26 protein-coding genes and 2 tRNA genes are annotated in these 25,712 nt (G+C 71.2%); 18 read left to right on the top strand and 10 right to left on the bottom strand.

What is annotated here, in order from left to right; all coding sequences use genetic code 11:
* Positions 1-71 precede the first annotated feature (71 nt).
* From ABT084_RS15850 to ABT084_RS15835, 4 genes are all read right to left on the bottom strand, one after another.
* Positions 72-767: a class I SAM-dependent methyltransferase gene (locus ABT084_RS15850; RefSeq protein ID WP_351043321.1), complete on the bottom strand. Its 696-nt coding sequence runs from the start codon at positions 765-767 to the stop codon at positions 72-74.
* A 72-nt stretch (positions 768-839) separates the two neighbouring features.
* The gene (locus tag ABT084_RS15845; protein WP_351043318.1) at positions 840-1,307 is read right to left on the bottom strand and encodes a glycine-rich domain-containing protein; all 468 of its coding nucleotides are present in this window, start codon (positions 1,305-1,307) and stop codon (positions 840-842) included.
* 103 nt (positions 1,308-1,410) lie between these two features.
* On the bottom strand, positions 1,411-1,641 hold the full coding sequence (locus ABT084_RS15840; protein ID WP_351043316.1) for a DUF7848 domain-containing protein: 231 nt from the start codon (positions 1,639-1,641) through the stop codon (positions 1,411-1,413).
* Complete coding sequence (locus ABT084_RS15835; RefSeq protein WP_351043313.1) at positions 1,638-1,844, bottom strand: hypothetical protein; 207 nt, start codon at positions 1,842-1,844, stop codon at positions 1,638-1,640. The genes ABT084_RS15840 and ABT084_RS15835 overlap by 4 nt, the downstream gene beginning before the upstream one ends.
* A gap of 180 nt (positions 1,845-2,024) precedes the next feature.
* On the opposite strand from ABT084_RS15835, the gene ABT084_RS15830 reads away from it, so the two are divergent.
* Complete coding sequence (locus tag ABT084_RS15830; RefSeq protein ID WP_351043310.1) at positions 2,025-2,804, top strand: helix-turn-helix domain-containing protein; 780 nt, start codon at positions 2,025-2,027, stop codon at positions 2,802-2,804.
* A 65-nt stretch (positions 2,805-2,869) separates the two neighbouring features.
* Here ABT084_RS15830 and ABT084_RS15825 read toward each other — a convergent pair whose 3' ends face one another.
* Positions 2,870-3,130, bottom strand: coding sequence for a mycoredoxin (locus tag ABT084_RS15825; RefSeq protein WP_351043307.1), 261 nt, complete (start codon positions 3,128-3,130; stop codon positions 2,870-2,872).
* Positions 3,131-3,333: 203 nt separating this feature from the next.
* On the opposite strand from ABT084_RS15825, the gene ABT084_RS15820 reads away from it, so the two are divergent.
* From ABT084_RS15820 to ABT084_RS15800, 5 genes are all read left to right on the top strand, one after another.
* Positions 3,334-5,502 (top strand): ATP-dependent DNA helicase UvrD2, encoded by a 2,169-nt coding sequence (locus tag ABT084_RS15820; protein ID WP_351043304.1) that lies wholly within the window; start codon positions 3,334-3,336, stop codon positions 5,500-5,502.
* A gap of 167 nt (positions 5,503-5,669) precedes the next feature.
* Positions 5,670-6,002, top strand: a complete 333-nt coding sequence (locus tag ABT084_RS15815; protein WP_502968946.1) for a hypothetical protein — start codon at positions 5,670-5,672, stop codon at positions 6,000-6,002.
* Between the two features lie 182 nt (positions 6,003-6,184).
* Positions 6,185-6,556, top strand: a complete 372-nt coding sequence (locus ABT084_RS15810; RefSeq protein WP_351043301.1) for a WhiB family transcriptional regulator — start codon at positions 6,185-6,187, stop codon at positions 6,554-6,556.
* Complete coding sequence (locus ABT084_RS15805; protein ID WP_351043298.1) at positions 6,553-6,882, top strand: putative WhiB-interacting protein; 330 nt, start codon at positions 6,553-6,555, stop codon at positions 6,880-6,882. The genes ABT084_RS15810 and ABT084_RS15805 overlap by 4 nt, the downstream gene beginning before the upstream one ends.
* Positions 6,883-6,998: 116 nt before the next feature.
* A complete protein-coding gene (locus ABT084_RS15800) occupies positions 6,999-7,205 on the top strand; it encodes a hypothetical protein (protein ID WP_351043295.1) in 207 nt (68 codons plus the stop codon).
* 36 nt (positions 7,206-7,241) lie between these two features.
* On the opposite strand, the gene ABT084_RS15795 is transcribed toward ABT084_RS15800, so the two are convergent.
* Positions 7,242-8,570 carry an ABC1 kinase family protein gene (locus ABT084_RS15795; protein ID WP_351043292.1) on the bottom strand — a complete coding sequence of 443 codons (1,329 nt, stop codon included), beginning with the start codon at positions 8,568-8,570 and terminating at the stop codon, positions 7,242-7,244.
* Positions 8,571-8,611: 41 nt separating this feature from the next.
* The gene (locus ABT084_RS15790; RefSeq protein ID WP_351043289.1) at positions 8,612-9,745 is read right to left on the bottom strand and encodes a TOMM precursor leader peptide-binding protein; all 1,134 of its coding nucleotides are present in this window, start codon (positions 9,743-9,745) and stop codon (positions 8,612-8,614) included.
* 193 nt (positions 9,746-9,938) lie between these two features.
* Between ABT084_RS15790 and ABT084_RS15785 the strand changes: the two genes are divergently transcribed.
* From ABT084_RS15785 to ABT084_RS15770, 4 genes are all read left to right on the top strand, one after another.
* Complete coding sequence (locus tag ABT084_RS15785; RefSeq protein WP_502968945.1) at positions 9,939-10,535, top strand: M48 metallopeptidase family protein; 597 nt, start codon at positions 9,939-9,941, stop codon at positions 10,533-10,535.
* Positions 10,536-10,668: 133 nt separating this feature from the next.
* Positions 10,669-12,429, top strand: coding sequence for a TerD family protein (locus ABT084_RS15780; protein ID WP_351043283.1), 1,761 nt, complete (start codon positions 10,669-10,671; stop codon positions 12,427-12,429).
* A 29-nt stretch (positions 12,430-12,458) separates the two neighbouring features.
* A complete protein-coding gene (locus tag ABT084_RS15775; protein ID WP_351043374.1) occupies positions 12,459-13,139 on the top strand; it encodes an AIM24 family protein in 681 nt (226 codons plus the stop codon).
* Positions 13,140-13,155: 16 nt separating this feature from the next.
* The gene (locus ABT084_RS15770; RefSeq protein WP_351043280.1) at positions 13,156-13,911 is read left to right on the top strand and encodes an AIM24 family protein; all 756 of its coding nucleotides are present in this window, start codon (positions 13,156-13,158) and stop codon (positions 13,909-13,911) included.
* Positions 13,912-14,029: 118 nt separating this feature from the next.
* Here ABT084_RS15770 and ABT084_RS15765 read toward each other — a convergent pair whose 3' ends face one another.
* Together ABT084_RS15765 and ABT084_RS15760 are read right to left on the bottom strand one after the other, a co-directional pair.
* Positions 14,030-14,572: an NUDIX hydrolase gene (locus ABT084_RS15765; protein WP_351043277.1), complete on the bottom strand. Its 543-nt coding sequence runs from the start codon at positions 14,570-14,572 to the stop codon at positions 14,030-14,032.
* Positions 14,569-16,005 (bottom strand): zinc-dependent metalloprotease, encoded by a 1,437-nt coding sequence (locus tag ABT084_RS15760; protein WP_351043274.1) that lies wholly within the window; start codon positions 16,003-16,005, stop codon positions 14,569-14,571. The genes ABT084_RS15765 and ABT084_RS15760 overlap by 4 nt, the downstream gene beginning before the upstream one ends.
* 192 nt (positions 16,006-16,197) lie before the next feature.
* Between ABT084_RS15760 and ABT084_RS15755 the strand changes: the two genes are divergently transcribed.
* The 4 genes from ABT084_RS15755 to ABT084_RS15740 all read left to right on the top strand — a co-directional run bounded on the left by ABT084_RS15755 (position 16,198) and on the right by ABT084_RS15740 (position 19,478).
* Entirely contained in the window at positions 16,198-17,352 is a 1,155-nt protein-coding gene (locus tag ABT084_RS15755; RefSeq protein ID WP_502968944.1) for an SDR family oxidoreductase, read from the top strand.
* A 180-nt stretch (positions 17,353-17,532) separates the two neighbouring features.
* Positions 17,533-17,994: a molybdenum cofactor biosynthesis protein MoaE gene (locus ABT084_RS15750; protein ID WP_351043269.1), complete on the top strand. Its 462-nt coding sequence runs from the start codon at positions 17,533-17,535 to the stop codon at positions 17,992-17,994.
* Between the two features lie 116 nt (positions 17,995-18,110).
* The gene (locus tag ABT084_RS15745; RefSeq protein WP_351043268.1) at positions 18,111-18,302 is read left to right on the top strand and encodes a hypothetical protein; all 192 of its coding nucleotides are present in this window, start codon (positions 18,111-18,113) and stop codon (positions 18,300-18,302) included.
* A gap of 87 nt (positions 18,303-18,389) precedes the next feature.
* A complete protein-coding gene (locus tag ABT084_RS15740) occupies positions 18,390-19,478 on the top strand; it encodes a YlbL family protein (RefSeq protein ID WP_351043265.1) in 1,089 nt (362 codons plus the stop codon).
* Between the two features lie 30 nt (positions 19,479-19,508).
* On the opposite strand, the gene ABT084_RS15735 is transcribed toward ABT084_RS15740, so the two are convergent.
* Complete coding sequence (locus tag ABT084_RS15735) at positions 19,509-20,078, bottom strand: PPA1309 family protein (protein ID WP_351043263.1); 570 nt, start codon at positions 20,076-20,078, stop codon at positions 19,509-19,511.
* 151 nt (positions 20,079-20,229) lie between these two features.
* On the opposite strand from ABT084_RS15735, the gene ABT084_RS15730 reads away from it, so the two are divergent.
* The 4 genes from ABT084_RS15730 to ABT084_RS15715 all read left to right on the top strand — a co-directional run bounded on the left by ABT084_RS15730 (position 20,230) and on the right by ABT084_RS15715 (position 25,546).
* On the top strand, positions 20,230-23,121 hold the full coding sequence (locus ABT084_RS15730; RefSeq protein WP_351043372.1) for a UPF0182 family membrane protein: 2,892 nt from the start codon (positions 20,230-20,232) through the stop codon (positions 23,119-23,121).
* Positions 23,122-23,181: 60 nt separating this feature from the next.
* A tRNA-Met gene (locus tag ABT084_RS15725) sits at positions 23,182-23,255 on the top strand.
* 247 nt (positions 23,256-23,502) lie between these two features.
* The gene (locus ABT084_RS15720; protein WP_351043261.1) at positions 23,503-25,380 is read left to right on the top strand and encodes a tetratricopeptide repeat protein; all 1,878 of its coding nucleotides are present in this window, start codon (positions 23,503-23,505) and stop codon (positions 25,378-25,380) included.
* Positions 25,381-25,472: 92 nt separating this feature from the next.
* A tRNA-Met gene (locus tag ABT084_RS15715) sits at positions 25,473-25,546 on the top strand.
* The last annotated feature ends 166 nt before the right edge of the window (positions 25,547-25,712 follow it).

Genomic DNA, 25,712 nt, shown 5'->3' with positions numbered 1-25,712 from the left:
GAGAGGGAGCGTGGTCACTTCCCCAGTCAGGTTGTTGGTCACTTCGATGGAAATTTCCAAGGCGATTGGCCCTAGAACAGCTGAGCCTGTTCACCGCGTACGGCACGGACCAGCAGCGTGCCTGTGGAGCGCTTGTCTGTCTCCGAGGCAGGGAGGACGGTAGCGGTCACTTCGGGGAACCCGTACTCCTTGAGAAGCGAAGACCAGATGTCGGGCTCGTAGTCCCACCGCTTCACGATGGCCGGGTCTTCGTCCGGGCCCTTGGGGATGTAGGACGCCTGACAGCCGTAGCAGCCTTCGACAGGAGGCCGCTGGGAGAAGGCGAACACGCCGCCCGGCTTGAGGTTCGCGTGCACGATCGGCAGCAGTAGACCCGGGTCGGTGAACCAGGCAGCGCCGAAGACGCTGTAGATCGCATCGAAGACCGTGAAGGTCTCCCCGAGGTAGTGCAGGGCGTCGCCCTGGTGCAGCTCCATCCCGTCCGCGTCGGGCCACCGTTCACGTGCCTTCGCGAGCTGCTTCGGGGAGAGGTCGACGCCTTCGGCCTTCATCCCGAGGGTGGCGAGGTGGGCGGCGTTCCCGCCGGACCCGCACCCAAGGTCGAGCACGCTGTCCCCTGGCTTCAAGGCCAGCACTTCGGCCCCGGGCCCGTGGTCGGCGTACTGGGTCCAGTTGAACCACGTGGTCTCGCCCCGGGCGTTCGTCGGGCGCCTCTGGGGCTTGCTGTGCGCGTACTCGTCCCAGGCCGCGCTACGGGTGTCAGACACTTCGCTTCCGTTCTCGTTCACGGGCGCAGCCGCCCGGCATGGGGAACCGGGCGGCTGGCCGACTAGGTGGAGCTACTTCTTCCCGCCGACCGGGCTGTCGGTGCAGCCAGCGTGGCACTGCGAGCAATCCGCCGCGCCCTCGTTGGGCCAGAACTCGGCGTCCACGGTGAACCCGGCCGTACGGAGCGCGGCCGTCGTCACGGCAATGGCGGCGCGTCCGGCCTCGGGGTCTGTGCCGTCCTCGTCCTCGTCGGGGACGTGGTGGATGTAGTCCACGCCGAGGGCCCGCGAGAAGGCGAGGTAGGGGACACTCCGGTTGAGGAACTTGTGCCAGAGCGAGTCCACGCGGAGCGAGGGCGTCAGCGGCTCGTCCGTCACGGTGCTGGTGGCCAGGAAGGCCGCCATCTGGTCCACGCCGCGCTCGCCGAGATCGTCGGTCAGCTCCGGCCAGTCCTTGCGTACGTCCTTGATGAGCTGGGCCCGAACCTCCGGGCTGATGAGGTTCAGGACCTCGGTCGGGCTGTACTGCGTGATCGTCACGTCTGTGCCTTCCTGGTCAAGGGATGGCGGTAGCCGGTCCCTGCGGATGGTGCGTGAGCGTTCCGAGACCACCCCTTAACCGTTAAGGGATGGGGACTGTGGGTCAGGGGCTGACGGGCGACACGAGGGCAACGTCCTCGAACGACCGGAGGAACTTCGTGTGCTGCGCATGGCGGCCGGTGTGGGCCATGCACTGCCGGTCCACCTCGGCAAGGTCGGGGCCGGGGTCGGCAGCCCACTCGCACGCCTCCCACAGGCACCGCGCGGCCACGGTCGGCTTGTGTCCGGGGTGCCTGATGATCCGGTGAGTGACGAAGCGGAGAACAGCGCTCACGAGCACTTCCGCTCAGCGTGGGGGTGGTTGCGGATCTCGATGTTGCAGTCGGTCACGCCGCTGCCGTTCCGCATCAACCGGTGACGAGAACGCTGCTTGTCCAGTGCAGCGCACACATCGCAGCCCTCTACGGGTACGGGTTCGAGGGTCACCCGCAACGGCAGCTCTATCGGCGCCGTCTGGTAGTCGGTCGGACTCGTCATGTGCCTTGCCGTCCCCTCGCCGTGTCGTTCCCTGATGTGCGCTGATGCTCCCGCTCGGGGCCGCGTCGGAGCGACGACGGAAGAGGCGTCGTCGGGGCGTCACTCGGAGGGGCGTCAATGACACCCCGGAGGGCGTCAATTGGGTGTCATTGGGCGTGAGTTCGGTCTAGCTTTGACGTCATGACGACGACCGCCGTGGTGCCGAATGATGTGCTGCGGGCCGTGCGTATCGGCCTGCGGATGAGCCAAGACGACTTTGCCAAGGCCATCAGGCAGGCAGGCACAGACCTAGGAGAACCCAACGAAGCTTCGAAGCGACTGGTACAGCGCTGGGAGTCGGGTACGAGCAAGACACCCCGCAGCGTGTACGCCAGGGCGTTAGAGCGGGTCACGGGTCGTCCGGTCGAGGCCCTCGGGTTCTCCTTGCCGGTACCGATGGCGAGAGTCCACACAGACGGGTCAGGAGGGCATGACATGGACGCAGGGACAGGCGGAGTCACCTCCGCCGCTGTAGGTGCTCAGGTAGCCGCACAGGCGACCGCCGAGACGTTCTCGGGGGTATGGCTCAGCCGGTACGAGTTCTACTCGTCCAGCCGCGCCGAGACGTACGAGGGCAAGCACTACGTAGTGATCGTCCAGCACGGGAACCGGCTGACCGCTCAGAGCCTCCCCGGAGCGAGCAGCAACCCGGACAGCCCGCTCACGCTGGACCTCACCGTTGATCGGAACGTCGTCACCGGGTCGTGGGTCGAGCAGACCGCATCGGACGGCTACTACAACGGCGCCAGGTACCACGGAGCGATTCAGCTCCTGGTCGAGCCGACCGGCCGACGCATGGCCGGGAAGTGGGTCGGGTTCGGGAAGGACTTTGACGTGAACACGGGACCGTGGGAGCTGCGGCTAGTGGACCGGTCCACGTCGAAGGCTGCGCTTGAGCAGTACTCCCGCGCCCCTGAGTAGTCGCGTGAATGCAGAAGGCCCCCGCCGAAGCGGGGGCCACTCTGTATGTAAGGAGGGGGATCGGGTCAGACGGCCAGGGCCTGCTTGACCTGCGCGAGGCTCGGGTTCGTCATGACTGCCTCAGTGCCACCGGAGGAAATTACCAGGACCGTGGGGACGGTCTGGTTGCCGCCGTTGGCCTTCTCGACGAAGGCGGCCGACGTCGGGTCCTGCTCGATGTTGATCTCGGTGTAGGCGATGCCTTCCCGGTCCAGCTGGCTCTTCAGCCGGCGGCAGTAGCCGCACCACGTGGTGCTGTACATCGTCACGGAACCCTTGTCCTGCATGGCGGGAACTCTCCTCTGGGGGTCTGGGCGGAGCCTTGGTGGAGCCTCGGTAGGTCCGAGTACTCGAACGTACGAGGGTGCCAGCCCATTCCCGGGAGGCCAAGGCGGGCCGTCGCCGGGCCCGCGCCGCATTCGTACGACCGGCGCCCCCCGCCTGTGGACACGTTTCTCGTCCGACCCACCGGACCTGGCAGCATGGCGGGGTGACAGCAGCAACGCACTCCTCATCCTTCCCGGACGCCGCCGAGTCGGCCGACGCGGTGCTCCTGGGCCTGGACCCGGAGCAGCGCGAGGTCGCCACGACCCTGAGCGGGCCGGTGTGCGTGCTGGCCGGCGCCGGTACGGGCAAGACGCGGGCCATCACCCACCGCATCGCCTACGGGGTGCGATCCGGCCAGCTGATGCCGACCAGTGTGCTCGCCGTCACGTTCACCAATCGCGCGGCCGGCGAGATGCGCGGGCGGCTGCGCACCCTCGGCGCGGGCGGCGTCCAGGCGCGGACCTTCCACTCCGCGGCCCTGCGCCAGCTGCAGTACTTCTGGCCCAAGGCCATCGGCGGCGAGGTCCCCCGCCTGGTCGAACGCAAGATCCAGCTCGTGGCCGAGGCCGGCGCGCGCTGCCGCGTCCGGCTCGACCGCAATGAGCTGCGCGATGTCACCGGCGAGATCGAGTGGGCCAAGGTCACCCAGACCGTCCCCGCCGACTATCCGGCGGCCGCCCTCAAGGCGGGCCGCGAAGCCCCCCGCGACATGGCTGAAATCGCGCAGATCTACGGCACGTACGAGCAGCTCAAGCGCGACCGCTCGGTGATCGACTTCGAGGACGTCCTGCTGCTCACCGTCGGCATCCTCCAGGACCGCCACGACATCGCCGACCAGATCCGGAGCCAGTACCAGCACTTCGTGGTCGACGAGTACCAGGACGTCAGCCCCCTCCAGCAGCGCCTGCTGGAGCTGTGGCTCGGCGACCGGGACAGCCTGTGCGTCGTCGGCGACGCCAGCCAGACCATCTACTCCTTCACCGGTGCCACCCCGGACCATCTGCTGAGCTTCCGCAGCCGGTATCCGCAGGCCACCGTGGTCAAACTGGTCCGTGACTACCGCTCCACCCCCCAAGTGGTGCACCTGGCCAACGGCCTGCTGAACCAGGCCCGCGGCCGGGCCGCCGAGCACCGCCTGGAGCTGATCTCCCAGCGCGAGACGGGCCCCGACCCGGTCTATGCCGAATACCCGGACGAGCCCGCCGAAGCGGAAGGCGTGGCGGGCCGGATCCGGGACCTGATCGCCGCGGGCGTCCCGGCGGGCGAGATCGCCGTGCTCTACCGCATCAACGCCCAGTCCGAGGTCTACGAGCAGGCCCTCGCGGACGCCGGCGTGCCCTACCAGCTGCGCGGGGCGGAGCGTTTCTTCGAGCGCCCCGAGGTCAAGCGGGCGATGCTCACCCTGAAGGGCGCCGCGCGCTCCGGGGGGAACGACCCGCTGCTCGACGAGGTCGTCGGGATGGCCTCCCAAGTCCGCGCCGTGCTCAGCTCCCACGGCTGGACCACCGAGCCGCCCGCCGGCTCCGGCGCCGTGCGCGACCAGTGGGAATCCCTGGCCGCGCTGGTCCGCCTCGCCGAGGACTTCGGCCGCGGCCGGCCCGGCGCCACCCTGGCCGACCTCACGATCGAGCTGGACGAGCGGATGGCCGCCCAGCACGCACCGACCGTCCAGGGCGTCACCCTCGCCTCGCTGCACGCGGCCAAGGGCCTGGAGTGGGATGCCGTCTTCCTCGTCGGCCTCACCGACGGCATGATGCCGATCACCTACGCCAAGACCGACGAGCAGGTGGAGGAGGAGCGCCGGCTGCTCTACGTCGGGGTCACCCGGGCGCGGGTGCACCTGACGCTCTCCTGGTCCCTGTCGCGGGCTCCGGGCGGCCGGGCCGCCCGCAGGCCCAGCCGCTTCCTGAGCGGGCTGCGGCCGGGCTCCTCGGGCGCCGCGAGCCGGGCGGCGGGAGCCGTCGCCGAGCGCGGAGCCCGCAAGCGGGGCCGCCGCGGGCCCGCGCTGTGCCGGGTCTGCGGCAAGACCCTGACCGAGGCCGGCGAGATCAAACTGATGAGGTGCGAGGACTGCCCGTCCGACATGGACGAAGGCCTCTACGAGCGGCTGCGGGACTGGCGCGCGGGCCAGGCGAAGGAGCTGGGCCAGCCCGCCTACTGCGTCTTCACGGACAAGACGCTGATGGCGATCGCGGAGGCCGCGCCCACCGAGGAGGGCGAGCTGTCGATGATCTCCGGTGTGGGTGGTCGCAAGCTCGACCGGTTCGGGGCCGATGTCCTGGCCATCTGCGCAGGTGAAGAGCCTGAGAGCGGTGCCGGGGACGACGCGTAGAAACTCGTCGGAAAAATAGTTTGCACATGCCCTGTGAAGCCCCATAGGTTCTTAGCAACGGAAACGGTGGCTTCTCCGAAGCCCCGGATTCGTGCTGTACTTATCCGAATACGCATGGGACAGGCCCTCGGGCCGGGTCCCCGAGACGCCGAGAGGAGGCGAGACCAGTGACCAGCTTCATGACCTTCACCAAAATGACCGATCGCTCGGTTGCCGCTTCCTCCTGCCTGCTTCTCGCCACCTCTGCGCCCTCGGTCCTGGGTACCGGTCTGTCCGCGATTTCCGCTGTCAGCCCCGTCGCCCTGGCCTCCCTCCGGGTGAATGAGCGCAACGAACGACCGGTGCAGGCACCGGTGGCAGTAGCAGCGGGCCAGGCCAAGGCGCATGCCTATGGCGGCTTTGCGGCGGCAGCCGGTGCCGGAAACCAGACGAAGCAGACGACGCAGCACCACCTGATGTGGGCCTTCCGCGGGCTCGAACCCTGGAGTGATCCAGCCTGATCGCACGATCAGGCCGGCGCCTTCAGGGCCGCGGAACCCCACCCGGGATCCGCGGCCCTTTCGTTTGTCCCCGACCGGGGACGGCAGCGCGAAGGGGCCTCGGGACTGGCAAGAACAGGTACCAGCCGAACCCGGCCGACCGGCCGGAACGACTAGCCGAACAAGACGAGGAAAAAACCACCGTGCAACTCGAAGCGCACGCCCCGTCCGTACCGCAGACCCAGACGATCTCCCCGCCCGCAGTCCCGGAGGACTCCACCTTGACTCCCCTCACCGCGCTCACCGCGCTCGACGACGCCATCGAGAACCTCGGCGTACCCGTCGCCTGCCGTACCTACGACCCGGAGGTCTTCTTCGCCGAGTCCCCGGCCGACGTCGAGTACGCCAAGTCGCTCTGCCGCACCTGTCCGCTGGTCGAGGCCTGCCTCGCCGGAGCGGTCGAGCGCCGCGAGCCCTGGGGTGTCTGGGGTGGCGAGCTGTTCGTCCAGGGTGTCGTCGTCGCCCGCAAGCGGCCGCGTGGCCGTCCGCGCAAGAACCCGGTTGTCTCGGCATGAACACCACCGGAACCATCGACCGCCCCCTGACGCGCGACCCCCTGAAGCAGGCCCTCATGACCCCGCAGACCACGAGCGAGCAGCCGTCCGGCTCCGCCATCGAAGACTTCATCACCACCGGCGCGAACACCTCGCGTCAGAACAGGACCCGCGAGATGCAACTCATCCCAGAAGCCCTGGCTCGTGCCCATATGGCCGACCGGATGCGCGAGGTCGACGGCGAACGCCGTGCCCTGCGCGTGGTCGCCGCCCGCCGCATGCAGCGGCGAGCCGAGCGCGTTTCGCTGCGCGCCCGCCGTGCACTGGCCATGGCCGTCATGAACTGACCGGCCACGCCCCGGCGTGACCCGAAATGAACACACCGAGGGGACCGCTCCGAACGGAGCGGTCCCCTCGGTGTGCCCGGCCCGTCGTGCGGAGCGCGCGGCGGTATCGTCGGGAGGTGGACCAGCCGACTCCCCGCCCCGCATCCCAGGGACCCGAGGCCCCGCCCGTCAGCTGCGCGCGCTGCGGCGCGCAGTCACCCGCGGGTGCCCCGCCCACCTGGACCTGCTCCATGGAAAACGGCAGCAGGCAGTACTTCTGCCACGACTGCGCCCGGGCCAACATCCGCGCGATCGAGGGCAGACTCGACTCCTCCTGGTGGTGAGCCCAGGCCGCCCGCGCCCTGGCAGCCCGCGCCCGCTCAGGACTCCGGCAGGAATCCCGGGAGCCAGGCCTCCAGCTCGTCCCGCAGCCGCACCGTCGCGCCCAGCTGGCACAGCACCCCGATCGTGCTCAGCGTCACCCGGTGGATCAGCAGGTATGCCGGGGGAAGGTTGATCTGGCGGCCCAACTGGTGCGCGGGAGACCGCGGATCGGCTATCCGGGCCGCCTGGCTGCGCATCCATGCCCGGGTGAAGGTGAACTCGTCGACCTGGGCGGGCTCGATGATCGGGCGGAGGTAGTCCAGCACCGCGTCCGGGTCCAGAACGATGGACTCCTTCACGAAGCCCTCCGCGCGCAGGTGCCCGTAGACCCCCTCGGCATCGCCGTCCAGGGTCATCCGCAGCGACCGCCCCACGGGCTTGGGCAGCCCGCCCGGGAGCCGGTCGACCGTACCGAAGTCCAGCACCCCCAACCGCAGCCGGCCGTCGGCCCCCGCCATCAGCCGGAAGTTGCCCGGATGCGGATCCGCGTGCAGCAGCCCCGTGCGCGCGGGACCGGAGAAGAGGAACCGGGCCAGCAACTGCCCGGCGCGGTCGCGCTCCTCCTGGGTGCCGTTGGAGATGATCTCCGACAGCGGTGTCCCCTCGATCCACTCGGTCACCAGGACCTCGTCGCCCTGGTGCACGACATCCGGCACGACCACATCGGGATCGCCCTCGAACGCCTCGGCGTGGATCCGCTGGGCCTCCGCCTCCAGCTCGTAGTCCAGCTCCTCCGACACCCGGTCGCGCAGCTCCGTGATCAGCGGCTTGATCTCCATGCCGGGGATCAGCGGCCCCAACAGCCCCGCGAAGCGGCCGAGCTGCTTGAGGTCCGACAACAGCGCCTCTCCGGCCCCCGGGTACTGCACCTTGACCGCGACCTGCCGTCCGTCGTGCCACACGGCCCGGTGCACCTGGCCGATGGACGCGGCCGCCGCGGGCTTGTCCTCGAACTCCGTGAACAACTCCCGCCAGTCCGCGCCGAGCCGCTCCGCCAGCACCTGGTGCACCCGCGCGGCCGGAAGCGGCGGGGCGGCCTCCTGAAGCTTGGTCAGGGCGGCCCGGTAGGGCCCGGCGACCTCTTCGGGCAGCGCCGCTTCGAAGACCGACATGGCCTGCCCGAACTTCATCGCACCGCCCTTCAGCTCGCCCAGGGTGCGGAAGAGCTGCTCGGCGGTGCGCTGTTGCAGCTCGCGCGCCACGATCTCCGCCGACTTGCCCCCGATCCGCTTCCCCAGCCCCCAGGTGGCCCGGCCCGCTATGCCGAGCGGCAGAGCGGCCAGCTTGACGGTACGAGTGACCGCCTTCCGGGGAAGATCAGACATGCGCCCCTCCAGTTCCCAGACAGCTGTGCCGCAAGCGGCGATTACCCGGCCATTGTGTCCTGTCCCTCTCGGGCGGCGGAGGAGTCCCCCCGCGCGGACCCCACCGCCCCGCACCCGCACTCCGGATGAGGGGTCACCCGCGCCCGCTCCCAGTGCAGCGCGGGCAGCGCCGCCTCCCAGCGCGCCCCCGTCGACGCGGGCAACTCCCCGTCGAGGAAGGCCAGCGCGTGAGCCGCGGCCAGCCCCGCCACGGCACTGGCCAGCCCCAGGTCACAGGCGACCGAGCCACGCCGCCGGTGGGCCCCGCGCCACTGCACCAGCATCCTCGGCCAGGCCCGGTCCCGCGCCACCCGCTCCCGCTCCATGCACCCCGCGCACCCCGTCGTCCCCGGCAGCACCAGCGGCCCCACCAGCCCGGTCCCCTCCAGCACGCCCGCGTACAGATGCGGGATCCCCGCGGCCACCCAGTCCACGGCGGTGTCCGGATCCGGGGCCCACGCCTGGAGCCCGTCCCGGGGAGCGACCACCACCAGCGCCAGCCCCGGCTCGGGCCCCTCCCGCTCCTCGGCCCGCGGCGCCCGCCCGGGGGCCGCCGCCCGCACCAGCGCCCCCGCCGCCTCCGCTCGCAGCCGGCCCACGCTCTCCGGCCCGAGCCCGCCGGGCGCGACGTCCCCCGGCTCCACCCGGCCGCCGTCCAGCACCTCGACCCGGCCCACCCCGGCCCCCGCGAGCACCGCCGCGATCAGCGCGCCCACCCGCCCGCTGCCGCGCACCTGGACTCGTATCGCCCGGCGCGCCGCGATCCCCCGCAGATCACCCCCCGGCTCCCGGCGCATCAGGGAGAGCGAGCCCCGGTCGGGCCCCAGCCGCTCCAGCACCTCCGGGCGCCGCAGCAGCGACTGGGCCCGCGGCCCGCCCGCCGTGGCGTCATCGATCACCCCCGCCGCCGCCAGCCGCCGCACCAGCTCATCCACCTGCCCGTCCGGCAGCCCCAGCGCCGCCGCCTCCGCCCGCAGCAGCTCCATGCCCCGGGTCCCGTCGAGCCGGTCGAGCAGGGTCCCCGTCGCGGTGTCCACCGGCCCGAACACCACCGCGTGCGCGGGCGTCACCCCGAACTGCACCGTCTGCAGATCCCGCCAGGCCCGCGCGAGCGCGGGCTTCACCTTCGGATACATCGCCCTTCCCCCTTCTCCGCTTCCTTCTCCGCTTCCTTCTCTGCTTCCTTCTTCGCGGGCCTGCTCCGCCGAGCGGTCTCGACGCCGCTCCCGCAGCATGACCGCATCCCGCCCGCGGCACGGAAAGTTGTCCACAGGCCCACCCGATTCGGCATATGAGATGACGAGGAAAAGGGGGAACCTCGCATCGATCATGTTCGAACCTCCGCGGGGCGGGACTTCGGCCCTGGCCACCGGGTACGGTCGTGCCGTGTCCGCCGATCCATCGCACCGCGCCGTCGAAGTCCGCCGGAGCGCGCGCCGCCGAAGGACCGTCTCCGCCTACCGCGAGGGTGACCGGACGGTCGTGCTCATCCCTGCCCGGATGTCCGAGGCCGAGGAGCAGCGCTGGGTGGGCGTGATGCTCGACAAGCTCGCCGCTCAGGAGAGCAAGCGGACCTTCGGTGACGCGGAGCTCACCGAACGCGCCGAGCGTCTGTCCGAGCAGTACTTCGGCGGCCGCGCGCGCCCCAGCTCGGTGCGCTGGGTCACCAACCAGAACACCCGCTGGGGCTCCTGCACCCCCGCCGAGGGCAGCATCCGGCTGTCCCACCGCCTCCAGGGCATGCCGGAGTACGTCCTCGACTACGTCCTGCTCCACGAGCTGGCCCACCTGCTGGTGCCGGGACACGGCCCGAGCTTCTGGCGGCTGCTGGAGGCGTATCCCCGTACGGAGCGGGCGCGCGGCTATCTCGAAGGAGTGGTCGCGGCGGAGCGGCTCCCCAAGGTCCCGGCCGCGCGCGAGGAATGAGCCGCGGAGATCCGCCGTGCTGTGACCCGTCCGTGATGTGTACCGGCTCGGTACCGGCTTGGTTCGATGTCGGCGGGAGCCGTTAGCCTGACGGGCACGCATTCATCGTCGGGATGGGGGACGGTCGTTACGTATGGCCAGGGAATTCCAGCGCGGCCACAAGGCCAAGATCAGTGATCTCACCGCGGGCACCGATCTGTACGTGGGTGTGCAGATCGCCGGGCCCGGGCTGACCTTCGACATCAGCTGCTTCGGACTCGACGCGGACGAGCGGCTGTCCGACGACCGCTACTTCATCTTCTTCAACCAGCCGAAATCGCCCGAGGAGTCCATCCAGCTCCTCGGCGAACAGGCCGGTGACAGCGAGTCCTTCCGGGTGACGCTGGACCGCGTCCCGGCGGGCATCCAGAAGCTGTCCTTCACGGCGACGATCGACGGCGCGGGCCAGATGTCGCAGATCGGACCGGGCTACATCCGGGTCGTCGCGGGCGGCGAGGAAGTGGTCCGCTACTCCTTCACCGGCGCGGAGTTCAGCACTGAGCGCGCCGTGATGCTGGGCGACTTCTACCTCAAGGACGTCTGGCGCTTCGCCGCCGTCGGCCAGGGGTTCGACGGTGGCCTGGAAGCGCTGCTGAAGAACTTCGGCGGCGAGGTCGCCGAGGAGGAGGCTCCGGCTCCGAAGCAGCAGGCGCAGCAGCCGGTTCCGCAGCAGGCGGCCGCGCCGTCGTTCGCGCCGCCGGTCTTCGCCGCGCCCCCGGGCGCGCCCGCGCAGGCCGCCCCGCCGCAGCCGCAGTACCAGCAGCCGCCCCAGCAGCCCCAGTACCAGCAGCCCCAGTACCAGCAGCCGCAGGCGCCGCAGCACCCGCAGCCGCAGCACACGCCGCCGCCGGCCCCCGCGCCGTACGCCGCCCCGCCGCAGCCCGCCGCCTCCCTGCACGCCGCCCCGACGATGGTCGGGCCCCTCGCGCCCGCCCCGGCCGCGCCCGGTCCGTACGGCCAGCCCATGCACCCGCCGCAGCCCCCGCCGAACCCGTCGTACGGGCGCCAGATCCCGGGTCAGGCCCCCGGCGGATACCCGCCCCCGCCCGCCCCGCCCGGTCCCTACGGCCAGCCGCCGCAGCCCTCGTACGGGCACCAGCTCCCGGGCCAGGTCCCGGGCGGTTATCCGCCGCCCGGCGCGCCCGGAGCCCCGTACGGCCAGCAGCCCGGCATGCCCGCGCAGATGCCCGCCGCCCCCGGCCTCACCTCCGCCCTCCAGATCTACAAGGAGGCGCCGACCGGCGCGCGCTGGACCCCGCAGAACGCCCAGCTCATGCGCGTCGACCTGGGCATCGGCGGCCAGCCCGTCCTCGCCCGCCAGGGCAGCATGGTGCTGTACCAGGGCAAGGTGGACTTCAGCTACAAGGGCGCGGGCTTCGCGGGCCGCATCGTCGGCAACGCCACCGGCCAGGAGATGCAGCTCATGCGCTGCAGCGGCCGCGGCCAGGTCTTCCTCGCGGAGAACGGCACCCATCTGCACGCCATCGAGCTCCAGGGCGACGGAATCTGCGTCTCCGCCGAGAGCGTGCTCGCCTTCGACGAGTCGCTCCAGCACGAAGTCCGCCGCATCGAGGGCCACGGCATCCCGGGCGGCGCCCTGTTCACCATGCAGTTCCAGGGCTCCGGCACGGTCGTCGTCAAGACGCACGGCACCCCCGTCGTCCTGCCGGTCACCCCGACGACCTTCGCCGACAGCAATGCGATCGTCGCCTGGTCCGCGGGCGCGCAGGTGATCATTTCCAGCCAGGTCCGGCTGCGCCGCAACGCCTATCCCGGCCACAGCGGGGAGACCGTGAACCTCCAGTTCCGCGGCGCCCCCGGAAACTTCATCATCGTCCAGCCCTACGAGGTCTGAGGGAGCCCGCCATGAACGCAATGAACGCCATGAACCCGCAGCTCGCGGGCTACGCCCCGACCCCGGTCGCGGCCCGCATGGAGAACCACGGGCGCGCCATGCTCAAGGTCGCCATGCAGAGCGGCCACGACCTCTTCGCGCGCACCGGCTCGATGGTCGCCTACGAGGGCTTCGTGCAGTACGAGCCCAACCCGCCCGCCGTGCGCCAGATGGCCTCGCAGTGGCTGACGGGCGAGGGCGCCCCGCTGATGAAGTGCACCGGCGACGGCCTGCTGTACCTCGCCGACTACGGCGCGGACGTCGTCGTCATCAACCTCAACAACGACGCCCTGTCCGTCAACGGCACCAACCTGCTCGCCTTCGACGCCCACCTCACCTGGGGCGTCGAGCGGGTCAAGGGCCTGGCCAAATTCGCGGGCCAGGGCCTGTTCAACGTGCAGGTCTCCGGCACCGGCTGGGTCGCCCTGACCTCGCGCGGCACCCCGATCGTGGTCGACTGCGGCCGCGGCGAGGACGAGACGTACGTCGATCCGGACGCCCTCGTCGCCTGGTCGCCGAATCTCAAGGTCAAGGGCAAGCGCAGCTTCAAGGCCTCGTCGATGATCGGCCGGGGCAGCGGGGAGGCCTTCCAGATGGCCTTCTCCGGCCAGGGCATCGTCGTCGTACAGCCGAGCGAGGACAGCACCGACCGGCTCCGGGCCCGGGGCTGAGGGGAGCGGACACATCATGCAGAGCGCACTTTTCAGCCACTCCGAAGCGCAGTCCCAGGAGCGGTACGTCGTCCAGAACCCGCAGATGCTGCGGGTCTCCCTCACCGGCCAGGACGACGTCCTCGCCCGCAAGGGCTCGATGGTCGCCTACCAGGGGATGATCGACTTCGACGGCGAGTACCGGAGCACCCAGCAGAGCAACGCCCGCGCCCGCACCGGCGAGGGCCTCGACCTCATGCGCTGTTCCGGGCAGGGGACGGTGTACTTCGCCAACCTCGCCCAGGACGTGCATGTGGTGGAGGTCGACCAGGACGGTCTGACCGTGGACAGCAGTTACGTCCTCGCGCTCGACTCCACCCTGCACGCCGAGGCCATCGCGGTCGACAGCCAGTACGGCATCTCCGGCTCCGGCAAGTACCAGCTCAACATCACCGGCCGCGGGAAGGTCGCCCTGATGACCTCGGGGCAGCCGCTGATGCTGCAGATCACGCCCGACAAGTACGTCAACGTCGACGCGGACGCCATCGTCGCCTGGTCCACCTCGCTGCGCGTGCAGATGCAGGCCCAGACGCACTCCACCGGCGTGTGGCGGCGCCGCGGCAACACCGGCGAGGGCTGGGAGCTGAGCTTCCTGGGCCAGGGGTACGCGCTGGTCCAGCCCAGCGAGCTGCTCCCGCCGCAGAACGCGCAGCTGGGCCAGGGCCTCGCCGCGCAGTACGGCATGGGCCAGCAGGGCGCCCACGCGCAGAACCAGAACAACGCCTGGAACTGACGCCGGGGTCACCGGGGGCGGGCGGCGACCACATGGTCCCCGCCCGGCCCCCGGTCCGTACGCCGTGATCCGTGCGCCGCTGATCCGTACGCCGTGACCGGTGCTCCGGGCTCCGGTGTCAGAGCCGGGCCCGGGTCGCCTCCAGCAGCCTGACCACCGAGGCGTCGGCCACGCCGGCCACCTCGTCGTACGCGAACCAGCGCAGGTCCAGCGACTCGTCGCTGATCGCCGCCTCGGCCCCGGCCGGGGCCAGCGCCGCGTACTGCACGTCCAGGTGCCAGTTGCAGGGCGACGGAATGGGATGCCGGTCCAGGCGCACCGGACCGCCGGGCAGCAGCGTCAGCCCGGTCTCGATGCCGGACTCCTCGCGGGCCTCGCGCAGCGCCACACCCTCGAGCGTCGTGTCACCGCTCTCGCAGTGCCCGCCCATCTGCAGCCACATGCCGAGCTTCTTGTGCAGGGTGAGCAGCACCCGGCCCCGCGCGGGGTCGATCACCAGCGCGCTGCCGGTGAGGTGCCCGGCCTGGCACGGCTTCCACATCCCGTCGGGATGGGCCGCCAGGTGGTCCAGGTAGACCTCGCGGAGCGCGGCCTGATCACCCTGGTCGCCCTGGTTCTCGTACCCCTTCAGGACCAGGACCGCGTCGTCGTACAGGTTCACTTGGTGTCGTCGCCGTCCTGCTCGCGGCCGTTCTGTTCAGGGTTCTGGGCGGCGGCCTCGCCGAGCATCTTGTCGATCTCCGAGAAGTCCAGCTGCTCGCGGTGCACGAAGCCGTCCGGGTCGTCCAGGTCGGAGGCCGTCGGCAGCATGTCGGGGTGCTCCCACAGCCCGTCGCGCCCGTCCACACCGCGCGCGTCGGTCAGCGAGGCCCACAGCCGCGAGGCGTCCCGCAGCCGGCGCGGACGCAGCTCCAGGCCGATCAGCGTCGCGAAGGTCTGCTCCGCCGGACCGCCCGAGGCACGCCGCCTGCGCAGGGTCTCGCGCAGGGCGTCCGCCGAGGTCAGGCGGGGCTTGGCGGCCGCGTGCACCACCGCGTCCACCCAGCCCTCGACCAGCGCGAGCGCGGTCTCCAGACGGGCCAGCGCCGCCTTCTGCTCGGGGGTGTCCTGCGGCTGGAACATGCCGCCCTGGAGCGCTTCCTGCAGCTGCTCCGGGTTCGACGGGTCGAGCTGGCCGACCACGTCCTCCAGCTTCGAGGTGTCGACCTTGATGCCGCGCGCGTACCCCTCGACGGCGCCGAAGAGGTGCGAGCGCAGCCACGGCACGTGGGCGAAGAGCCGCTGGTGGGCGGCCTCGCGCAGGGCCAGGTAGAGGCGGACCTCGTCCGAGGGGACGCCCAGGTCCTTGCCGAAGGCCGCCACGTTCAGCGGGAGCAGCGCGGCCTTGCCCGCCGGGCCCAGCGGCAGCCCGATGTCGGTGGAGCCGACGACCTCGCCCGCGAGGGTGCCCACGGCCTGGCCGATCTGCTGGCCGAACATGGCGCCGCCCATGGAGCGCATCATGCCGAGCAGCGGGCCCGCCATGGCCTGCATCTCCTCGGGCAGTACGTCGCCCATGGCCGCGCCGACGCGCTCGGCGACCGGGTCGACCAGCTCCTTCCACACCGGCAGGGTCGCCTCGACCCACTCGGCGCGGCTCCAGGCCACGGCGGTGCCGGCGCCGGAGGGCAGCGAGGTGACGGAGTCCAGCCACAGGTCGGCGAGCCGCACGGCCTCTTGGACGGCCGACTTCTCGGCCGGGCCGATGCTCGCGTCCTTGACGCCGTCGGCGGTGCCCTGGGCGACGGTCTGGCGGGCGATGTCCTTGGCCATGTCCCAGTTCACGGGACCGCCCTCGTAGCTGAGCATCTGCCCGAGCTGCTGGAAGGCGGCGCCGAGGTCGTTCGGGTTCATCGCACCGAACATCGCGGCGAAGGGATTGTCCGCGCCGCCGGGGCCGCCGGCGCCCGGCAGACCGCCCGGCAGGCCGGCCCCGGTGAACCCGAACGGATTCGCCGGGCCGCCCTGACCGCCCTGATCGCCCTTCTTCTTGCCCTCGTCGCCGTTGTCCGGCTCCTCCGGCGGAAGGCCGAATCCGAATGGGGTGTCGCTCACGGGTTTCCTCGGCTCGTAGGGCCGCCGGCGGGAGCCGACGGGCAATGGTCCGACAACACCACCCAGCGTAGACACCCCAGCCGCATCCGGGCTCGGTGCTCCGCCGACTCCTGGGCTGCGGCAGGATGGACATCACCTGGTAGGTACGCGTCAGGACGCTCACCTACTGAAGACAACCGCTGGAGACGCCCGGTGAGTTCCCCAGATCCGCAGGTTCGAGAGCCGCACGGCGACGAAAACCGCCCTGACCACGGCGACAGCCCCGACGGTGTTCGCCGGCCGCGAAACCCGTCGGTGCGCGGCCCCGTCGTCGCCGTCACCGGCGCCGCGGCGGGGGTCGGCGCCGCCCTGGTCGCCCGACTCGCGGCCTCGGACGAGGTCAAGCAGGTCGTCGCGATCGACGAGCGGCGCGGCGAGTGCGCGGCCGCGCAGTGGCACGTCCTGGACGTGCGGGACCCCGCGATCGCCGAGAAACTGCGCGGCGCGGACGTGGTCGTCCACCTCGCGCTCGACCTCGACCTCGAGACCGACCCGGCGGCCCGTACGGCGTACAACGTGCGCGGGACCCAGACCGTGCTCACCGCCGCCGCGGCGGCGGGGGTGCACCGGGTCGTGCTCTGCACCTCCGCGATGGTCTACGGCGCCCTCCCGGACAACGACATCCCGCTGACGGAGGACTCCGAGCTGCGGGCCACGGCCGAGGCCACCGGTGTCGGCGACCTGCTGGAGATCGAGCGGCTGGGCCGGCGGGCGCCGCGGGCGCACCCCGGGCTCAACGTCACGGTGGTCCGGCCGGCCGTGCTGGTCGGCGGTACGGACACCGCGCTGACCCGCTACTTCGAGTCGCCGCGGCTGCTCGTGGTCGCCGGATCCCGGCCGACCTGGCAGTTCTGCCACGTCGAGGACCTGGTCAGTGCCCTGGAGTACGCGGCGCTGGAGAAGGTGGAGGGCGAGCTCGCGGTGGGCTGCGAGGGGTGGCTGGAGCAGGAGGAGGTCGAGGAGCTGAGCGGGATCCGCCGGATGGAGCTGCCGTCCGCCGTCGCACTCGGCGCGGCCGCCCGGCTGCACCGGATCGGGCTGACCCCCTCCCCGGCCGGGGACCTGGCGTACACGATGCACCCGTGGGTGGTCAGCGTCAGCCGGCTGCACGCGGCGGGGTGGCGGCCGCGGTGGACCAACGAGGAGGTGCTGGCCGAGCTGCTGAAGGAGGCGGCGGGGCGGCACACCGTCGTGGGGCGTCGGCTGGGGCGCAAGGACGCGACGGCCGCCGGGGCGGCGGGGGCGACCGTGGCGCTGCTGGGTGCGGCCGCCGTGGTCCGCGCGGCCCGCAGACGCCGAGGCCTCTGACCCGGCCCCGGCCCGGGTCCCCCTGGCGCGCCCGCAATCGCCGGGCGGGCCGAGGTTGGGTGGCCCTGTGCGCTGCCCCCGGTGGGGGCCGGGGGCTGTAGGAGGCTCCATACGTGGGGGGCCCGCAGACGGGGGAAACTGGTATTCCGTGATGCCGGAGCCTTGGTGCACGATGAGGGCATGGCTCCGCACTTCGACCACCCCGGCGAGCAGGCCGCTCCGGACCCGATCCGGCTGCTCGCGATCCGTGAGACCCCGCTCTCGCTCGACGAGGTCTTCCAGGCCGTCGGCGACGACGCCACCGGCGGCACCGCCCTCTTCGTCGGCACCGTGCGCGACCACGACGGCGGGGCGGACGTCGACGGGCTGGGCTACTCCTGCCACCCCTCGGCCGAGGCCGAGATGCGCCGCGTCGCCGAGCGCGTCGCGGCCAAGTACCCGGTCCGCGCCCTGGCCGCCGTCCACCGCGTCGGCGACCTCCGCGTCGGCGACCTGGCGGTCGTGGTCGCCGTGTCGTGCCCGCACCGGGGCGAGGCCTTCGAGGCCTGCCGGATGCTGATCGACGACCTCAAGCACGAGGTGCCGATCTGGAAGCACCAGACGTTCTCGGACGGCACCGAGGAGTGGGTCGGCGCCTGCTGAGCGGAAGCCGATCGCACCCGGACGGACGCGCAACACGCCCTCGATTTGCGTAACCCGGTCCCGGGCACGAGCGTTGGAGCAACAAACGACTCGGTCTCGGGGTAGGGAGCACGCACATGGGTTCTTTGGCGTGGTTGCTGATTCCGCTTTTCGCCGCCATCGGTGCCGCGATATGGGGAAGCTGGGCGGCACGCGACCGCACTTCCGGCGACATATCCGAGCTCGCCGGCTACGCACGATTCCGCGAGGTCATGGACACGGGCCAGGCCGACAAGGCCAAGGCGCACTCCGGTTCCGACGCCGTCTGACGCGTCCCGTGAGCGCCCGCCGCGCACCGCCCCCGTACGGACCGGCCCCGCGGGCCGCCCCACAGGGCCGTCACGTACTGTCGATCCATGCCACGCCGCACTGCGACGATGCTCGCGTCCACCCTCATGCTGTTCGCGCTGCTCTGCGCCGGAGTGTTCTTCAAGGCTCCGTACGCGGAGATGAGCCCCGGCCCGACGGTGAACACCCTCGGTGACTCGCGCGGTGAGCCGGTCCTGAGCATCTCGGGCCGCAAGACGTACCCGACCAGCGGTCATCTCAACATGACCACGGTCCGGGTGACCGGCGCGAACTACGACATGAACCTGCTGGAAGCGGTCTACGGCTGGATGGCCCACGACAACATCGTGGTCCCGCACGAGAACCTCTACCCGCACGGCAAGACCGACAAGGAATCCACGCAGGAGAACGCGGAGGAGTTCAGCCAGTCCCAGGAGAGCGCCAAGGTGGCCGCCCTCAAGCAGCTGGGCATCCCGGTCTCCGCCCGCGTGAACGTCGCCACCGTGGTCAAGGGCAGCCCCGCCGAGGGCAAGCTGCACGCTGGAGACGTGGTCGTCGCCGTGGACGGCAGCCCCGTCAAGGAGCCGTCGGACGTCGCCAAGCTGGTCACCACGCACAAGGCCGGCACGAAGGTCGAGTTCACCGTCATCCCGGCGGCCGAGGTGGCCGCCGCGAAGAAGGCCGGGCGCGACCCCGCCGGTCCGCAGAAGGTCGAGATCACCACCGCGAAGGCGGAGGACGACGGTCACGCCATCGTCGGCATCCGGGCCGGGACCGACCACACCTTCCCGTTCCGCATCGACATCAACCTCGCCGACGTCGGCGGCCCCAGCGCGGGCCTGATGTTCTCCCTCGGCATCGTCGACAAGCTGACGCCCGAGGACCTGACCGGCGGGAAGTTCGTCGCGGGCACCGGCACCATCGACGACGCGGGTACGGTCGGCCCGATCGGCGGCATCGAGATGAAGACCATCGGCGCCCGCAAGGCCGGCGCCCAGTACTTCCTGACCCCGGCCGAGAACTGCGCCGCCGCGTCCAAGGACGTGCCGGACGGCCTGACCCTCGTGAAGGTCTCCACCATCGGCGACGCCGTCAAGGCACTGGAGAAGATCAGCAAGGGGGACAAGGCCGGACTGCCGCGGTGCGGCACGTCCTGACCCCGTCCCCACGTCGCACGACCCGGCGCGTCAGGAGAAGGTCGCGGCCAGCGCCTCGGCCAGACCCGGCACCAGACTGGCCCCGGTCAGCACCTCGCTCGCGGCGTCCTTCTCGCGCAGCCGTACGGCGGACTCGCGCGACCCGTCGCGCAGCACGCCCACGGTCAGGCGCACCTCCTGCCGCTCCGGGTGCCCGGCGACCCACTTCGCGAGCTGCTTGTCGGACAGGTCGGACGGTACGGCGGCCTCCGCGGACGGCGGCAGCATCAGCCGCTCCACCGTCAGCGCGCAGCCGACGACCGAATCGGGCCAGGCGAGCGTGCCGAGGAACTTGTCCAGGGCCATGCCCTTCGGCAGTTCGTCCTGCTCGATCGGGGTCAGCTGGATCTTGCCGGCGTCGTCCTGGTCGAGGCCGAGCTGCCGGGCCAGGCGGGGCTCCTGCTTGCGCAGTCGGGCGGTGTCGACGAGGGCGAAGAGCCGGGCGGGCCGGTCCCAGCCCAGGCCGGCGGCGTATTCGTCGATCTCGAGCACGGCGCGGGTCAGCGGACTGGCCGCCATCGGAGTGCCGGGGGAGGGGGAAAGGTTGGACATGGACAACATCCTGCCTCCTTTCGGCGCGATACCGGGAACTGACTAAAGCCTCAGTAAGTTGCATGAGTGGGCTCTACCATCGGGGGCCCCTACATTTGAAAAATTTCCAGTACCACACGACACACAGCGACTTTTCGAGGTGCGCACCTTGGCTTTCCAGATGCCGGACCGCGGCGGAGGCCCCTCCGGGCCACGGATGAGAGTCGGCCGCCCCTCCCGGCGTGCCCGGACTCTCCTGATGACCCTGGGCGTCCTGGCCGTCCTGGCCATGGCCTTCATCATGTTCGCGGGCTTCTGGACCGACTGGCTCTGGTTCCGCTCCGTCCACTACTCCACCGTCTTCACCACCACGCTCTGGACGAAGGTCGGCCTCTTCGCCGTCTTCGGCCTGATCATGGCCGGGGCCGTCGGGTTCAACATCTGGCTGGCGCACCGGCTGCGGCCGCCGCTCAGCGCGATGTCGATGGAGCAGCAGAGCCTCGACCGCTACCGGATGAGCATCGCGCCGTTCAAGAAGTGGCTGCTCCTCGGCATCGCCGTGCTCGTCGGGCTGATCGCGGGCGCCTCGGCGGCGGGCCAGTGGAAGACCTGGCTGATGTATGTGAACGGGGTGCCCTTCGGTCAGCAGGACCCCCAGTTCCACCTGGACGTGTCGTTCTACACCTTCGACCTGCCCTGGTACCGCTTCCTGCTCGGCTTCGGCTTCGCCGCCGCCGTCCTGTCGCTGATCGCCGCGGCCATCGTGCACTACCTGTACGGCGGCCTGCGCGTCACCAGCCCGGGCGCCCGCGCGACCGCCGCGGCCACCGGGCACCTGTCGGTGCTGCTCGGCCTCTTCGTCTCGCTGAAGGCCGTGGCGTACTGGCTCGACCGGTACGGCCTCGCCGTGAAGTCCAGCGACTTCAAGGCGGCGGACAACTGGACCGGCCTGCGCTACGTCGACGCCAACGCCTACCTGCCGGCCAAGACCATCCTCTTCTGCATCGCCGCGATCTGCGCCGCGCTGTTCTTCGCGACGCTGTGGCGCCGGACCTGGCAGCTTCCGGTGATCGGCTTCGGCCTGATGGTGCTCTCGGCCATCCTGATCGGCGGGCTCTACCCGGCGATCGTGCAGAAGTTCCAGGTCCAGCCGAACGAGCAGGCCAAGGAGTCGCCGTACGTCGAGAAGAACATCAAGGCGACGCGCGACGCCTACGGGATCGCCGGCTCCGAGGTGAAGGACTACGCGGGCGTGCCCGCCGCGGGTACGGACAAGGCGAAGCTGCGCCAGGCCGCCGACACCACGGCCAGCGTCCGGCTCCTCGACCCGAACATCGTCTCCCCGGCCTTCCAGCAGCTCCAGCAGGTCAAGGGCTACTACGCCTTCCCGTCCACGCTCGCCGTGGACCGGTACAACGGCCAGGACACGGTCATCGGTCTGCGCGAGCTGAACATCGGCGGCATCCCGAAGAACAACTGGATCAACGACCACTTCAAGTACACCCACGGCTACGGCGTGGTCGCGGCCAAGGGCACCACCGCCGGTGACCAGGGCGCTCCTGACTTCACCCAGTCCGACCTGCCCTCCAAGGGAATGTTCGGCACGGACTTCGAGCAGCGCATCTACTACGGCGAGCAGACGAAGCAGTACTCGATCGTCGGCGGACCGCAGAAGGAGCTGGACTACTCCGACGACAAGGGCGAGAAGGAGACCAGCTACCAGGGCGACAGCGGCGTCAACCTCGACAACCCGGTCAACCGGGCGGCGTACGCGCTGGCGTTCAGCGAACCGCAGATCCTCTACTCCGGTGCCATCGGCGAGGGTTCGCGGATCCTGTACAACCGCACGCCCAAGGAGCGCGTCGAGGCCGTCGCCCCCTGGCTGACCATCGACGGCGCGCCCTACCCGGCGGTCGTGGACGGCCGGATCGTGTGGATCGTCGACGCCTACACGACGACGAACGGTTACCCCTACGCCTCGCGCACCACGCTGGGCGACAGCACCGCGGACTCGCTGACCAACAGCCAGCGCGCGGTGGTGGCCCAGGAGAACCAGGTCAACTACATCCGGAACTCGGTGAAGGCGACCGTCGACGCGTACGACGGCAAGGTCAACCTCTTCCAGTGGGACACCAATGACCCGGTCCTCAAGACCTGGATGAAGGCGTTCCCGGGGACGGTCAAGGAGAAGAGCGAGATCTCCAAGGACCTCATGGCGCACCTGCGCTACCCCCAGGACCTCTTCAAGGTCCAGCGCGAGCTGCTGACCCGGTACCACGTCACGGACCCGCAGACCTTCCTCAGCGGCAGCGAGGCCTGGGCCGTCCCGGACGACCCGACGACCAAGGGCACGGCGGTCCCGCCGTACTACCTGTCGATGAAGATGCCGGGCCAGCCCGAGAAGGACCAGGTCTTCTCGCTCACCACGACGTTCACGCCGAACGAGCGGGACAACCTGAGCGCCTTCATGGCGGTCAACGCCGATCCGGGCACCCCGGACTACGGCAAGATCCGAATCCTGAAGATGCCGACCAGCAAGCCGGTCGACGGTCCCAAGCAGGTCCAGAGCAAGTTCAACTCCGAACCCAAGATCGCCGAGTCGATCCGCCTGCTGCGCGGTGGTGACTCGGAGGTCGAGTACGGAAACCTGCTCGCGGTGCCGCTCGACGGCGGCATGCTCTACGTCGAGCCGGTGTACGTGCGCAGCGCCGGGCTGAAGTACCCGCTGCTGCGCAAGGTCCTGGTGACCTACGGCGGTCAGACGGCCTTCGAGGACACCCTGGACAAGGCTCTCGGCGTGGTCTTCGGCGCGGAGACGGCAACCCCACCGACGACACCGACGACGCCGAACCAGCCGCCGGGCGACGGCACCACCAAGCCGCCCGGCAGCCAGGACCCGACGGTCAAGGCGGCCCTCGCGGACGCCTCGAAGGCCTTCGACGACGCCGACAAGGCGATGAAGGCCGGCGACTGGACGGCGTACGGCAAGGCCCAGGCCGACCTGTCGGCGGCGCTCAAGCGCGCGGTGGAGGCCGAGAACAAGCTGGCGGCCCAGCCGAAGCCGGGCGGCTAGCCGCCCGGCGATCAAGGATGAGAGGTTCCGTCCCGCGTCGTGATACTGTGGTTTCACCGACGCGGGGTGGAGCAGCTCGGTAGCTCGCTGGGCTCATAACCCAGAGGTCGCAGGTTCAAATCCTGTCCCCGCTACTGAAGACGAAGGCCCGGATCCATGGGATCCGGGCCTTCGTCATGCCCGGTCCGGGGCCGCACCGCGGTGGCCCGTTGCCCGCGGCATACGCGGGACACGCCACGCGGTAGCTGGGGTGGGTGAGTTGGGGTGTGAGCGTGTTTGACTTGTCCCGCTGCGGGCAAGTCGACAAAGCGCTGTAGTGACCTCTAGTGACCTCACTGGCTGCGACATACCAGGTGTACGCGGGTAGCAGGTGATGCGACGATGGGATTTATGGGGGACAGGTCAACTCTGCTGGAGACAGGGCGGTTTGTGAGGGCGGAGGCCGAAACGGGCACGGGAGCCGGTGAACCGGCCGCGGTCGTGAGCGCGGACCCCGCATGGACCGACGCCGACCAGCGGAACACGTACCGCACCGACGAGGTCTTCGACGGAGCCGAGGCCGACGCGGCGAGCGATGCCGAGCTCGAGGCCCGGCACCGCGGAGCCGCCGACAAGGGCGACCCCGGTGCCATGAGCGTGCTCGGGGCGCTCCTGCTGCGCCGCGGCGACCTCGCCGGGGCCGAGCCGTATCTGCGCGGAGCCACCGCCGCGGGCGACCGCGCGGCCGCCAACAACCTCGGCGTCCTGCTGCACCAGCGCGGCTACCCGGAGGACGCGGCCGGCTGGTGGCGCGTCGCCGCCGTGGCCGGATCCGCACCCGCCGCCCACGCCCTCGGCCGCCACTACCGCGAGCGGGGCGACGAGCCCGCCGCCGAGTACTGGCTGCGCCAGGCGGCGGAATCCGGCCACGCCCTCGGCGCCTACGGCCTCGCCGACCTGCTGGAGCACCGCGGGGACAAGGGAGCCGAGCGGTGGCTGCGCGCCGCCGCCGAACAGGGCCACCGCGAGGCCGCCTACCGCCTCGCCCGGCACCTGCGCCGCCGCGATCCCGCCGAGGCCGAGCAGTGGTACCGCCAGTCCGCCGCGCGCGGACACCGGCGCGCCGCGCTGCACCTGGGCGCCCTGCTGGAGGCGCGCGGAGAGCTGAAGGAGGCCGGCCGCTGGTACCTCAGCTCCGCCAAGCAGGGCGAGGCGCGGGCGGCCTGCGCCCTCGGCTTCCTGCTGCGCGACGCGGGGGACGAGGACAGCGCCGTCACCTGGTGGCACCGCGCCGCCCAGGACGGCGACGGCAACGCGGCCAACGCCCTGGGCGCGCTGCACGCCGCGCGCGGGGAGACCCAGACCGCCGAGCGCTGGTACCGGACCGCCATGGACGCGGGCGATCAGAACGGGGCGTACAACCTCGCCCTGCTCTGCGCCGCGCAGGACCGGACCGCGCAGGCCGAACAGTGGTACCGCCGCGCCGCGTACGCCGGGCACCGCGAGGCGGCCAACGCGCTCGCCATCCTGCTGCTCCAGGGCGGGGACGCGGCCGGGGCCGAGCCGTGGTTCTCCAAGGCGGCGGAGGCGGGCAGCGTGGACGCCGCCTTCAACCTCGGCATCCTCTTCGCCAGCCGCGACGAGGACCGGACGGCGCTCAAGTGGTACGAGCGGGCGGCCTCGGCCGGGCACACGGACGCGGCCCTCCAGGTCGGCATCGCGCTGGTCCGCGACGGCGAGGAGCGCGCGGCCGAGCGGCACCTGCGCTGCGCGGCGGGCGGCGGCAGCGCGGAGGCGGCGTTCCGGCTGGCCGCGCTGCTGGAGTCGCTGGCCCCGCCGGCGGAACCGGTGGCGCTGGGCGAGCCGATCGGCGGCGCGCCCAAGTCCGAGAGCGAGGAGTGGTACGAGCGGGCGGCCGAGGAGGGCCACCGCCGGGCCCAGGTCCGGGTGGGCATGCTGGCGGCCGGGCGCGGGGACATGGCCGCCGCGGCGCGCTGGTACCGGGAGGCGGCCGAGGCCGGTTCCCGCAACGGTGCCTTCAACCTCGGGGTGCTGCTGGCCCGCGAGGGCAGCGAGCCCGAGGCCGCCCTGTGGTGGACCCGGGCCGCGGTCGCGGGGCACGGGCGGGCGGCGCTGCGGCTCGGGCTGTTCGCCGCGCGGCACGGGGACCTGGCCGAGGGGCAGAAGTGGTGCGCGCGGGCCATGGAGCTGGGACCGGCGGAGGTCTCGGAGCGGGCCGCGCGGCTGCGGGAGGCGCTGGCCGAGGAACTCTCGGCCTGACCGGGGCCCGCTGCACCCGCTGTGCCCGCTGCACCCGCTGTTCAATGGATTTGCTCCTGCGGGCGACCTTCGCGTAGAGTCAGGTTTACCGACGCGGGGTGGAGCAGCTCGGTAGCTCGCTGGGCTCATAACCCAGAGGTCGCAGGTTCAAATCCTGTCCCCGCTACTGAATGACCGAAGGCCCGGATCCCCTGGATCCGGGCCTTCGGTCGTTTCCCTCTGCGCAGGGCGCAAAGGAAGAGCGCACAAAGAGAAGGGCCGGGGTCCTGAGACCCCGGCCCTTCCGCGCGTCGTGAGCACGGCGGTGTGCGCCGCGCCGTCTAAGTGCCGTC

The organism is Streptomyces sp. NPDC002138 (genome assembly GCF_040296485.1).
Taxonomy (GTDB): Bacteria; Actinomycetota; Actinomycetes; order Streptomycetales; family Streptomycetaceae; genus Streptomyces.
Note: the sequence above shows the minus strand (reverse complement) of the source record. Positions and strands in the feature narration are given on the sequence as shown.

Bases quoted from the DNA above. Each gene is read 5' to 3' on its own strand.
- ABT084_RS15770 (WP_351043280.1), top strand. From the start codon at position 13,156: ATGCAGAGCGCACTTTTCAGCCACTCCGAAGCGCAGTCCCAGGAGCGG.
- ABT084_RS15775 (WP_351043374.1), top strand. From the start codon at position 12,459: ATGAACCCGCAGCTCGCGGGCTACGCCCCGACCCCGGTCGCGGCCCGC.
- ABT084_RS15730 (WP_351043372.1), top strand. From the start codon at position 20,230: ATGCCGGACCGCGGCGGAGGCCCCTCCGGGCCACGGATGAGAGTCGGC.
- ABT084_RS15720 (WP_351043261.1), top strand. From the start codon at position 23,503: ATGGGATTTATGGGGGACAGGTCAACTCTGCTGGAGACAGGGCGGTTT.
- ABT084_RS15785 (WP_502968945.1), top strand. From the start codon at position 9,939: ATGTTCGAACCTCCGCGGGGCGGGACTTCGGCCCTGGCCACCGGGTAC.
- ABT084_RS15805 (WP_351043298.1), top strand. From the start codon at position 6,553: ATGAACACCACCGGAACCATCGACCGCCCCCTGACGCGCGACCCCCTG.
- ABT084_RS15790 (WP_351043289.1), bottom strand. From the start codon at position 9,745: ATGTATCCGAAGGTGAAGCCCGCGCTCGCGCGGGCCTGGCGGGATCTG.
- ABT084_RS15830 (WP_351043310.1), top strand. From the start codon at position 2,025: ATGACGACGACCGCCGTGGTGCCGAATGATGTGCTGCGGGCCGTGCGT.
- ABT084_RS15735 (WP_351043263.1), bottom strand. From the start codon at position 20,078: ATGTTGTCCATGTCCAACCTTTCCCCCTCCCCCGGCACTCCGATGGCG.
- ABT084_RS15740 (WP_351043265.1), top strand. From the start codon at position 18,390: ATGCCACGCCGCACTGCGACGATGCTCGCGTCCACCCTCATGCTGTTC.
- ABT084_RS15750 (WP_351043269.1), top strand. From the start codon at position 17,533: ATGGCTCCGCACTTCGACCACCCCGGCGAGCAGGCCGCTCCGGACCCG.
- ABT084_RS15780 (WP_351043283.1), top strand. From the start codon at position 10,669: ATGGCCAGGGAATTCCAGCGCGGCCACAAGGCCAAGATCAGTGATCTC.
- ABT084_RS15795 (WP_351043292.1), bottom strand. From the start codon at position 8,570: ATGTCTGATCTTCCCCGGAAGGCGGTCACTCGTACCGTCAAGCTGGCC.
- ABT084_RS15825 (WP_351043307.1), bottom strand. From the start codon at position 3,130: ATGCAGGACAAGGGTTCCGTGACGATGTACAGCACCACGTGGTGCGGC.
- ABT084_RS15835 (WP_351043313.1), bottom strand. From the start codon at position 1,844: ATGACGAGTCCGACCGACTACCAGACGGCGCCGATAGAGCTGCCGTTG.
- ABT084_RS15745 (WP_351043268.1), top strand. From the start codon at position 18,111: ATGGGTTCTTTGGCGTGGTTGCTGATTCCGCTTTTCGCCGCCATCGGT.